This window comes from Marivirga arenosa, assembly GCF_030503895.2.
Classification (GTDB): domain Bacteria; phylum Bacteroidota; class Bacteroidia; order Cytophagales; family Cyclobacteriaceae; genus Marivirga; species Marivirga arenosa.
The window spans coordinates 2,954,769-2,966,033 of the sequence record NZ_CP129970.2 but is presented as its reverse complement, the minus strand read 5'-3'; the positions used below and the strand labels follow the sequence as shown (position 1 = coordinate 2,966,033).

General features: G+C 31.9%; 7 protein-coding genes. 4 read left to right on the top strand and 3 right to left on the bottom strand.

The genetic code is table 11. The features are described 5' to 3' along the window. Nucleotides 1–198: 198 nt before the first annotated feature. A complete protein-coding gene (locus QYS48_RS12930; protein ID WP_308356271.1) occupies nucleotides 199–1,512 on the top strand; it encodes a serine hydrolase in 1,314 nt (437 codons plus the stop codon). 4 nt (nucleotides 1,513–1,516) lie between these two features. On the opposite strand, the gene QYS48_RS12925 is transcribed toward QYS48_RS12930, so the two are convergent. Next, a complete protein-coding gene (locus QYS48_RS12925) occupies nucleotides 1,517–2,314 on the bottom strand; it encodes an AraC family transcriptional regulator (RefSeq protein ID WP_302101334.1) in 798 nt (265 codons plus the stop codon). Between the two features lie 113 nt (nucleotides 2,315–2,427). On the opposite strand from QYS48_RS12925, the gene metG reads away from it, so the two are divergent. The 3 genes from metG (at nucleotide 2,428) to QYS48_RS12910 (ending at nucleotide 7,654) form a co-directional block, all read left to right on the top strand. Beyond that, nucleotides 2,428–4,500 carry a methionine--tRNA ligase gene (metG, locus tag QYS48_RS12920; RefSeq protein ID WP_308356270.1) on the top strand — a complete coding sequence of 691 codons (2,073 nt, stop codon included), beginning with the start codon at nucleotides 2,428–2,430 and terminating at the stop codon, nucleotides 4,498–4,500. 80 nt (nucleotides 4,501–4,580) lie between these two features. After that, nucleotides 4,581–5,237, top strand: a complete 657-nt coding sequence (locus QYS48_RS12915; RefSeq protein ID WP_308356269.1) for a phosphoadenylyl-sulfate reductase — start codon at nucleotides 4,581–4,583, stop codon at nucleotides 5,235–5,237. 425 nt (nucleotides 5,238–5,662) lie between these two features. Then, entirely contained in the window at nucleotides 5,663–7,654 is a 1,992-nt protein-coding gene (locus QYS48_RS12910; RefSeq protein ID WP_308356268.1) for a sensor histidine kinase, read from the top strand. Nucleotides 7,655–7,766: 112 nt separating this feature from the next. Here QYS48_RS12910 and QYS48_RS12905 read toward each other — a convergent pair whose 3' ends face one another. Both QYS48_RS12905 and QYS48_RS12900 read right to left on the bottom strand, forming a co-directional pair. Further along, nucleotides 7,767–10,412 carry a hypothetical protein gene (locus QYS48_RS12905; RefSeq protein WP_308356267.1) on the bottom strand — a complete coding sequence of 882 codons (2,646 nt, stop codon included), beginning with the start codon at nucleotides 10,410–10,412 and terminating at the stop codon, nucleotides 7,767–7,769. A gap of 6 nt (nucleotides 10,413–10,418) precedes the next feature. Then, nucleotides 10,419–11,201, bottom strand: a complete 783-nt coding sequence (locus QYS48_RS12900; protein WP_308356266.1) for a GLPGLI family protein — start codon at nucleotides 11,199–11,201, stop codon at nucleotides 10,419–10,421. Nucleotides 11,202–11,265 lie beyond the last annotated feature (64 nt).

The window sequence follows — 11,265 nt, the reverse complement described above, 5'->3', positions numbered from 1 at the left end:
TTATTTTGGTTGAAATTACTGATAGTAATAAATCAACAGTACGAGAACATTTAAGAAGCAGAAAATTCTTTATATAGAATATAATGATTAAAGAAAAATACTGTCTTTATTCTATTTATCTCCAATATATTTTCAGCACTTTCCATTTTTACAATTTTTTATCCCAGCCTATCCCCAATTTTGTAAAAAGCACAAAGTATGAAAATTAAATTTTTAGTTCTACTTACAGTTACAAATATTGTTTTAGTGGGGTGTGATTCAATTAAAAAGCAATCAAATTTATCTCTAAAAGGTCAAGAGCAAGGTTTTGAATTACTAAATCAATATATGACTGCACTGACTCAACTAAAGCAGTTTAACGGTGTACTTTTAGTTGAAGACAGTGCAGGCCATGTTTTCTCAAAGGCATACAATATAGAAGCGGAAATTCCTACTTTAAAAATAAGTGTGCAGCATCAATTTGACCTTCGATCTATAGCAAAACTATTTGCAAAAGCTTCCCTAGTAAAACTAGAACATGAAGGAAAATTAGCATTTGATCAAAAGCTTTCTGACTTTTTTCCGGACTTTCCTAGAGGGGATGAAATTACAATAAGTCATTTGATGCATCATCAGTCAGGTTTAGGTCGAGAACTCTCCAATTTCGATGGAAATACTGCTGAATTATCTCCAGAAGAAGTTGTGGAATTAATTAAGCAAGAAAAATTAGAATTTGAACCTGGCACTGATACCCGATATTCAAATTCAGGCTTTCAACTTCTATATAAGATTATTGGTGACGTAAATGGGGGAACCTACGCAGACTATTTAAGAAATAATTTTTTCGATCCTCTTAAAATGAAAAATTCCGGCAGCCATTATTTAGATCCCAAAGGTCAATTAAATAAATATGCTTTTGGACATACTGAAAAGAATGATTCTATTCAATTTGTAGGGGAAAATGAATCTGATATGCAACAAGGACATACTTTTTCAACGGTGGAAGACATGAAAAAATTTCTTGACTTCATTACAGAACATAGGCTCTATAATGAGTTAGCTGAAGATAACATCATCACTCATGCCGGAGGAACCAAAGGTAAAAGAGCATGGGTTTATACAGATTTACAAAAAGGATATAAAATTATATTCTTAGCCAATTATGACAACATTCCTTTTTCAAGACTTACGAAAGATCTGATCGCAATAATGAATGGAGATGAAGTGGAAATACCAAAGGAAGTGAACAGAAAAGCTATTGAAGTTCCATCATCAATATTAGAAAAATATGTAGGCACTTATGATTTCATAGATGCGGGTCATATCGTTATAGAAGTAAAATTGGAAGAAGATCAACTGAATGGCTATCAAAAAGGAAATTTTGCAGGCGAACTAATTCCTGAAAATGATTCTACTTTTTTCTGGGATCCGAAAAGTAAAGAGTCGTTTGTTTTCACTACTGATGCAAATGGTAATCCTATTGCCCTGATGGATTTTCAAGGGGTAAGATGGGAAGGCGTTTTAGTTGATTAATAGTTTATACCTTATGCCTTTTAAAAAAAGCTCCATTGAGATTAAAGAACTTTTTGGGTGACATTCCTGCCACCTTCTGAAAATCTCTAACAAAATGAGCTTGGTCATAATATCCCACTTCATAGGCTAATTTCGTCATGGAAATCTTAGGATTGTGAAGTTGGGTTTTTACTGCATTCATTACTCTAACCATTCCAATGAAATGCTTAATGGAGTATTGAACTTCTTCTTTAAATAATTTATTTAAATACTGTCTGCTTAGATCAAATCTTTTTTCTATATCATTTACTTTTAATTGCCCTGAGTGCTGATAGATTAATTCAATAATTTGCTTTAATAATCTCAGTTTATCGCTCAAATTAAAGGTCTTAATATAATCTTTTAGCTTCAGCTGCATTACTTCAAATGGATCGTCCATTTCAAAAAATTCACTAGCATCGTTTGTTTTAAAAATCGGCTTAAAGTGTTGAGAAACATCATTTATTCCAGGTTTCCATTTTCCACCAAAAAACAATTTATTACACCATGGCTGGAATTTTACGGTAATAAAATTTAAAGATTTAGGAAACTCAATTGAAAAGGGAGGAGAAATATTAGAAATGCTAAATATGTGATGATTGATATCTATGCCTTCTGTAAATTCAGCACAATATAAACGAGCGTCTGCTTCTCTAAAAAGCACCAAATCGTGACAACAATCATCCAAAACAGGTATTCTATCTTCATTTGTGAAGGAAGCATGATAAATCTCTTTTATGTAAAGCGATAGTGGTTCTTCTGGACAAATTCTGCCTATTCCCAATTTTGACTTTTGATTTAGATATAGTAAATATAGTAGGTAAAAATAAACCAAATTAATAAGTTGAAATATAGTTCTCCTTATATTCTTCCTATATTTGCAGCAAAATTATCGTAATGCAAAAACTTAATAATAGATATACTGTAACTGCGGCCTTACCCTATGCGAATGGCCCTCTACATATTGGCCATATAGCGGGTGCATATTTACCTTCAGACATTTTTGTACGGTATTTAAAATTGAGAAATAAGGATGTTGTTTACATATGTGGTAGCGATGAACATGGTGCAGCTATAACAATAAGAGCAAAGAAAGAGGGGATTACGCCTAATGAAATCATAGATAAATATCATGAGCTCAATAAAAATACCTTTAAAAAATTAGGTATTAACTTTGATATGTATCACCGTACCTCAGCGGAAAATCATCACAAGCTTTCTCAAGAATTTTTCTTAAAACTCTATGAAAATGGTGAGTTTGTAGAAAAAGAAAGTGAGCAATATTATGATGAAGATTTCAAACAGTTTTTAGCAGACCGATATATAACTGGAACATGCCCAAAATGTGGTAATGATGGAGCCTACGGTGATCAATGTGAAAAATGTGGAAGCTCTTTAAATCCAACTGACTTAATAAATCCCATATCTACCTTAAGTGGTAAGACTCCAGAATTAAAAACTACTAAACATTGGTTTTTACCACTTGACAAATACCAGGAATGGATGGAAAAATGGTTGATTGAGGGTAAAAAAGGAAAATGGAAACCTAATGTTTATGGTCAATGCAGTTCATGGTTGAAAGAAGGTTTGAGGCCAAGAGCAATGACCAGAGATTTAGATTGGGGTGTTGATGTTCCCTTAAAAGGTGCTGAAGGTAAAAAGCTATATGTTTGGTTGGATGCTCCAATAGGATATATTTCTTCAACACAACAGTGGGCAGAAGAAAATGGAACTGATTGGGAGAAATACTGGAAAAAACAGGAAAACCCAGAAGACAATTCTACTTTAATCCATTTCATAGGAAAAGATAATATTGTATTCCATTGTATAATATTTCCAGTCATTCTACATGCGCACGGAGACTATATTCTTCCTGAAAATGTCCCTGCGAATGAATTCTTAAATCTCGAAGGAGATAAACTTTCAACTAGTAGAAACTGGGCGGTTTGGCTTCATGAATACATTGAAGAATTCCCGGGCAAGGAAGATGTTTTACGTTATGCATTAGCCGCAACACTACCAGAAACCAAAGACAATGAATTCACTTGGAAAGATTTCCAAACAAGAAATAACAGTGAGCTAGTAGGGATTTTTGGAAACTTCATCAACCGTGCAGTAGTCCTTACACACAAATACTACGAAGGTAAAGTACCTGCAAGAAATGAACTTTTTGATTACGATCATGAGGTGATAAATGAATTGAAAAGTTTCCCTGATGTTATTGAAGAAAAGATAACAAACTACAAATTCAGAGAGGCTTTAAGTGCAATGATGGAATTTGCCAGACTAGGAAATAAATATTTAGCGGAAACTGAACCTTGGAAGCTACAAAAGGAAAATCCTGAGCGTGTAAAAACCATCATGAATATTGCCCTACAGATTGCGGCTAATCTAAGTATAGTGTGTGAACCATTTTTACCCTTCACTGCTGAAAAATTGAGGAAAATGCTTAATATCGAAGCTTTTGCCTGGGATTTAGCAGGTAGTATTGATTTATTGGAAGCAAATCACACGATCAATAAAGCAGAATTACTTTTTGAAAAGATAGAAGATGAGGTAGTTGAAAAGCAAGTTCAAAAACTTGAAAACTCCAAAAAAGAAAATAAAATGACTGATAAGGATATAGAAGTAGCTCCAATAAAAGATGAAATCAAATTTGATGATTTCATGAAAATGGATATGCGTGTTGGCACTGTAGTAAAGGCAGAAAAGATTAAAAAATCTAACAAACTTTTAAAACTAACTATTGACACTGGCTTAGATACAAGAACCATTTTAAGCGGTATTGCAAAACATTTTACTCCTGAAGAAGTAGAAGGAAAGCAAGTAACTGTATTGGTAAACTTAGCACCACGCCCTATGATGGGAGAAGTTTCTGAAGGTATGGTGTTAATGGCCGAAGATGCAGAAGGAAATTTGCAGTTTGTGCAACCAGGAAATAAAGTGAATCCTGGAAGTACGATATCGTAAAGTTTAAATAGTAGTAGGTTTTAAGTCCATAGATATAAGTTTATACTTACAACCTACTACTTACAACCAAATACTTAAACATGACTTTTAAAGAACTGGATAAAAAACTCAACCAATTTCAGAAAGATGGGAAGAAATATTTCACAACATCTTCTTTTCAATCACATAGCTTAGTATTATTACATATGCTAAGTGAAATTGATGCTGATATTCCAGTTTACTTTATCAACACCGGCTATCATTTTCCTGAAACAGTGGCTTTTCGTGATAAAATCATGAATGATTTTGGGCTTACTAATCTAGTCGATTTGAAACCACTTACTCCTAAGAACATGCAAAGGGATGCTGATGGAAAAATGTTTTTCACTTCTGATCCGGATTATTGCTGCTATTTAAACAAAACACAACCAATGGATGCCATTTTAATGAAGCATGACATTTGGATTAATGGGGTAAGAGCTGATCAAAGTAAAACACGTTCCTCCATGAAAGTTGAACAAGCTGCCCCACATGGAAGTACTCGTTTACATCCAATGTTAGATTGGAATTCTAAAATGATCCATGATTATCGCAAAGCAAATCATTTACCTAATCACCCTTTAGAAGCAAAAGGATATTTCAGCATTGGGTGTGAGCCTTGCACCAGAAAGTTTGATCTTGATATGCAGGAAAGAGAAAGCAGATGGTATGGCATGAATAAAACTGAATGTGGTTTACACACTGACCTGATTAAATAATATATAAACAGGCTAAAATTACAATAACCCTGAACTCAAATTATAACTTATCTAAGTTTAAAAATTTAGTTTGAAGTGATTTTTATTATGTATGCATAATATTTCAAAGGCTTTTGGATGATTTTAACCAATTTTTTTATTCAACTTACTAATACCATTCTATATTAAAACATCTCCCCTATTATGATATAATAAAGGCTCATCTAATAAATCATTGGTTTTAAATAAAAATATATTGTATTAATCTATAATATATGCATACATGATTTATTTATACTTACAATAATTTAAGCTATTCACCATTATATCAGCAATATTGGACTATTTCTTTATCTTGTACTGTTTGTCCTAAAATGTGATCTTGATTCTCTGTTTCAATAAGTAATTTTGCATTTAGGTAAATTTACTTAGTAATAAGATATAGCATGGCCAATAGGTTTTTTTCCATTTTTATTCTAACATTCATTCTATCTTTTTCATTGATAGCACAGAATGCTGTTTTTGATTTAAGAGATTCCAAATTGAATGAAAATGTTATTTCATTAACTGGAAATTGGCAAATTGAATTTGGAAAATTATTATCGGCAAAACAAATGGCTAATATCGATTCAGCAATATATGTTGGTATTCCACATAGCTGGTCAAATATTGATCAAAAAGGAATAGATTTTCCTTCCACCGGTTTTGCCACCTACTACACTAAAGTAATTCCTGATCAAAATGTAAATCAATTAGCCATAAATGGTAATATAATCAGTACTAATTATAAAATTATAGTTAATGATATTGTATTAGGTGGAGTTGGCAAGGTAGGTAAATCAAAAGAAGAGGCAGAATCTAATTATCAAACCAAAATTTATCCGCTTCCTAAAGCAGATACATTGGAAATTATCATTCAAGTATCTAATTACCATTACAGAAAAGGCGGTATGACCATGGCTCCAAAAATTAGCAGCTACATTAACTTAATTGAGGAGAAAGGTCAAAATATTGTACTAGCTTTTTTCCTAATTGGATCTATATTCTTTATGGGACTATATCATTTAGGTGCCAATCTTTTCAGAACACGCAGCAAAATGAATACATACTTCATATTAGTATGTTTATTTACAATCCTGAGAACCTTAAGCGTAAATGAATATATTTTAATAGAATATTTGCATTTCCCATGGTGGTTGAGCACTCGAGTAGAACTTATCAGTTTCTATTTATTATTAGCATTTACAGTTCGCTTTATTTACTATTTATTCCCTGAAAATATCCCTAATAAGTTATCAAGCATTACATATGTGGTAGGTATTGTTGCTTCAGTAATTACGGTTTTTTCTCCGATTTACTATTCCTCTTTCTTAGTACCGATTATGCAGACAATAACCGTTATAGTATCATTTGGAATATTATATTTTCTATTAAAAGCTTGTTGTGGAAAGAATAAAGAAATCCTAATCGCATTAATCGGCTTCTTACTACTTTTTGCAGCTACCATGGTAGAAATCTTAATTCATCACTCTCAACTAGTGAGTGAAACTGTTTTTGCATTGGGTGTTTTCTTTTATCTCTTTAGTCATGTTATAATCTTAGCAAATCGTCAAAACAATACCTATGTGAAAAACTTAGAGCTCAGTGAAGAATTAAAATCCTACAATTCCCTTTTAGAAAAAACGGTGAATGAAAGAACTGAAGAATTAAATACAAAAAATTCTGATTTGATTCAAAAAAATGAAGAATTGAAGCGAATAAATGATGAAAAAAATGGTTTAACTCACGTTTTAGCTCATGATTTAAAGTCACCTTTAAATAATAATAATGGCTTGATCAACCTTATTAAAATGGATGATTCATTAAATCCTCAAGTAGAAAATTATATTAGTAAACTTCAAAAATCTAACCAACAAGGTCTTCAGTTAATTGAAGACTTACTTCAATTATATAAAATTGAAAGTCAACCTGATTTAGAAATTGAAGAGATCAATATTGATTATTTTTTTGAGGAAGTAATTCATTTACATGAGGATAATGCACGTCTAAAAAAAGTGAATCTAATATGTGATATATCAACTGAGGCAAAAAAGTTTAAGACAGATGTGAAAAAACTTCATCGCATCATGAATAATCTGGTTTCTAATGCCATAAAATTTACCCACCATAATAAATCAATTTTCATTAAAGTTTCTAATAAAAATAGTGATATTAAAATCGAGATTGAGGATCAAGGAATTGGGATTAGAGAGGAAGAAAAGGATAAATTATTCCAGAAATTTCAAAAAATGAGTAATAAGCCAACTGCTGGAGAAAGCAGTACTGGCTTAGGCTTATCAATAGTGAAAACTTTAGTAGAGCAATTAAGTGGAACCATAACCTTCATAAGTACCTATGGAAAAGGTACAACCTTTACTTTATCTCTACCTAACCTATAATAAGCTAGCAAGCATCATAGCCTTCATAATATAAATTAACTAAATTGATACTAGCCCATATATATAATCTAAATGGACTCAATTAAACCCATTTTTTGGATCAAAGATTATTTCAAAAGCTATATTTAATTGAAAAAAGATAGAAATTATTCATCAAAGGAAAGATATTAGCTGAAAAACTAGTCAACTCGATATTGTTGACAGCAAGATTATTGTTATTGAGAATGTTATTTGCTCTTAGCTCAAACGTAAATTTACCATTTTCTGATTCAGTTCTAACTAAACTATTCAATATTGGATTAAACCCATCTTGCAGATTTTGAAAATGTAAAGACATAAATTCAAAAGAAAATAAGGTTCTAGGCAAAAATTTTAAATTTAATTTCGAATTATAATTATTGTAAGTCATTCGTACATCACGCTCTCCCCAAATATTCAGAATTGAATTGTATTTAACACCTAAGCTTAAATTAATAGAAGAGGTTAGTGATGATCCAGAGGTAAAGCTTAAGGCTTTTTGGGAAAGAATACTAGAGGCTTCAATATCTTCGATTACCAATGGAGTACTACTCGTTTTATATTCATAAATGAATTTAAACGTACTTTTAATTGATGGCCAATATTTATCTAAAGAGGAAGAAAAAAAGGATTGCTCAACATTATCTGCCTGAGAATATTCGATTGAAACAATTTCATCTTCAAAGGATATTCTACTAAATAATTCATTTTCTGCTCTGACTAATCCAGCCTCAAGACTTCCGCTGATGAAAGTATTATTCATATCACTTAAAGCAATATTAGCAGCTATTACATCCCTTTTGACTAAATCTTCGACCTCAGCTTGATAAGTTGCTGTAGTTCTATTATCAATTAATAAACTCGTGGATAGTAATTGAGTAGGCTCTAGTAAATTGAATTCTCTATGACCCAAAACTTTCATTTCAGCATTTAAATTTTGAAAAAACTTATCCTTGAAAACTGCCCCGATTTGAGGTTCTACCAAAAAATTAGAATAATTTGATCCATCTTTTGTATAATTTAAGTTTTTGAATTTTGGTCTAAAAAAAACTTTATGGTTCTTAAACCGCTTAAGGATTTCAGTTTCAACAGAAGAATTATTTACTGTTAGCTCTGAACTCGGATAGAAAAAATCTTGACCATCACCAATGTCTATTTGAGATGATGAGTGAATAAAGGAAACAGACAAATTTGTTTGCCAGTTATTTTTTAGTAGTCCAATAAAAGATGAGGTTGCTCCTACATTATATAATGCCTGACTTGATTTTTGTTGTAGTGAAGAATCTACGATGTCAAGTTGATCATTTTGTATCGATATTTCCTCAGTCAGATTATCAAAATTCCCTTCAACTTCTGTAGTAAAAACCCATTTAGAATTTAATTGACGTTGATAACTCACATTAGAATACAATAAATCTTTCTGAACCAACATCTGATCTTCAATTGTATTGAAGCTATTAAGATTTATGGAAGAAATATCTTCAATACTTTTTCGAAATTGAATTTTTGCTTTTAGGTCTTCTTTTTTGGATAATTGAGAAGTATATTCTATACCCTGAAAAAATTCTAATGGTTTTATATTTTGAAGCCTTTCCTGCTCAAAAATGAAGAAATTTTCCTCATCAATCAGATAGTTAATTGAATCTCTAAAATTAAAATTTATGTCATTATTATAGAAAGTTGAAGTAGATCTAAGACTCGAACGCTCGGATAGATTTACCAACATAGTATTAGATAAAAATTGACCTTGGTGGAATGTAAATTTATCCTCTGGAAAAAATGGCGGAGCCTCCAAACGTCCTTCTAAAATTTCACTAGATCCAAAGAAACCTTTATATTCCGCCATATTGATATCCATATAAGTTTCCAAATCATAGCTCTCTAAATCATATCCAGTATTATTTGCTGAAGCAATAAAGTATAGCTTCATGGCTTTATTATAGGATAATATATCAGCATCTCCCGAGTAGCGACTATTTGTACCACCTCCAAGTTTTGCATTCCCGAAAAAAGGTGATTTTAGTTCATCTTTTATTTTTAGATTTATTGCTACATCTTCTGACTTTTTAATACCCTTAAGTAATCTTAGATCAGAAAAATTTTTAAGCACTTCTATTTCTTCTATTAGATCAGCAGACAAGTTTTTACTTATAACTTTATAATTTGTGCCCGTCAAATCATCTCCATCAAGGAGAATTTTCTTTATAGTTTTACCCTGATATTTAATTTCACCTGTTTCATTATTTATCGAAAATCCAGGCATTTTCTCTAACAAATCTTCAACATTACTTTCAGTGCCATCGATGAAGGAATTAGCAAAATAAGAAATTGTATCGCTATCCTCAGATGAGGTTATTACATCCGGTATAACTTTGACCTCCTTCAAGAAATTTGATGAATCCATCGAAAGAACAACTAATAATGAGTCATTATTACTATGTACCGTAAGCTCCTTTTTAACATATCCTAGTCTGGAAAAGGTCAATACTACGCTATCATTTTTTGAGACCAAATCCAGAGAAAAATATCCTTTATCAGAACTAAAGGTATAATTACATACTTTTCCACTCACAACTTCCTGCGCTATCACGTAAGCAAAATCAACTGCGCTAGAGTCTTCAGAAAGGACTCGCCCTTTTAAAGTAATAGTATTTTCAGGATCAGATATTGGCTCTTGAGAAAAGACTGAAAGGACGATGATCAAATTCATGATCATTTGGATAATCAGGAACTTCCTCATAGTCCGCTAGTTGAGTTCTGTACTCTTTCTTTCTTTGCTTAAACCACCATCTGAAATCTCTATATCATCTCCGTCAGCCTGAGCTTGGGCCTGCAACTGCGCTATTATCGCCTGATTTCTTCGGTAATATTTTTCATATTCAGAATCTAAGCATTCTATAAATTTCTCTCTAGTAATAGTAGTGTTTTGAAACGGATTAGATAGATCAGTTATTGAAGCGGATAAATTCAAATCAACTAATCTAATATGCACTTCATTTTTATTGTCTGTTACACTTACAATCAGGCCAGGTAATCCATTAAATTTCCAAGGACCAACACTTATGGGTATAGAGGTCGTATACCAAACTGTATATTCTCTGCCACGAAAAGAGGTTGTAGCTTTTTGACAGGATAGACCAGCAACCTCTTTCTCTTCGTTAACCAAGGTCCAATCAAATTTTATTGGATCCAAATAGACCTCTGGTCTTTCGGAGCCGCAAAATTCTCTTACATACATATTAGGGTCCAAAATCGATCTCCATACTATATATCCTTGGTTATCAGTGTAGACTACTTGTATAGGGCCCATAGGATCATCGGAGTCAACAACCCATTTCTTTTTGTCATTTTCTTTATAAATAAATTTGGAAAATTTCTCATTAAAGAAAAGTGAAGCATCGAAGTCGAACTTATCTTCGGCTAATCTTACTTTATATTTTGCAAGTCCGTTAAATTCCTGAGCTATCAGCAAATAATTGAACGGAAAATAAAGCAAAATAAAAAGGAGGGTCATTTTTAAGCTTTTCATATCAAATATTTAGAGGTCATACGATAGTTGAGTTATTTAATAAGAAAACCCAGGCTCTTTGAAG

Excerpts from the sequence above, each read along its gene's own strand:
- QYS48_RS12910 (WP_308356268.1), top strand. The coding sequence starts at position 5,663 with ATGGCCAATAGGTTTTTTTCCATTTTTATTCTAACATTCATTCTATCT.
- QYS48_RS12915 (WP_308356269.1), top strand. The coding sequence starts at position 4,581 with ATGACTTTTAAAGAACTGGATAAAAAACTCAACCAATTTCAGAAAGAT.
- metG (WP_308356270.1), top strand. The coding sequence starts at position 2,428 with ATGCAAAAACTTAATAATAGATATACTGTAACTGCGGCCTTACCCTAT.
- QYS48_RS12900 (WP_308356266.1), bottom strand. The coding sequence starts at position 11,201 with ATGAAAAGCTTAAAAATGACCCTCCTTTTTATTTTGCTTTATTTTCCG.
- QYS48_RS12905 (WP_308356267.1), bottom strand. The coding sequence starts at position 10,412 with ATGAGGAAGTTCCTGATTATCCAAATGATCATGAATTTGATCATCGTC.
- QYS48_RS12930 (WP_308356271.1), top strand. The coding sequence starts at position 199 with ATGAAAATTAAATTTTTAGTTCTACTTACAGTTACAAATATTGTTTTA.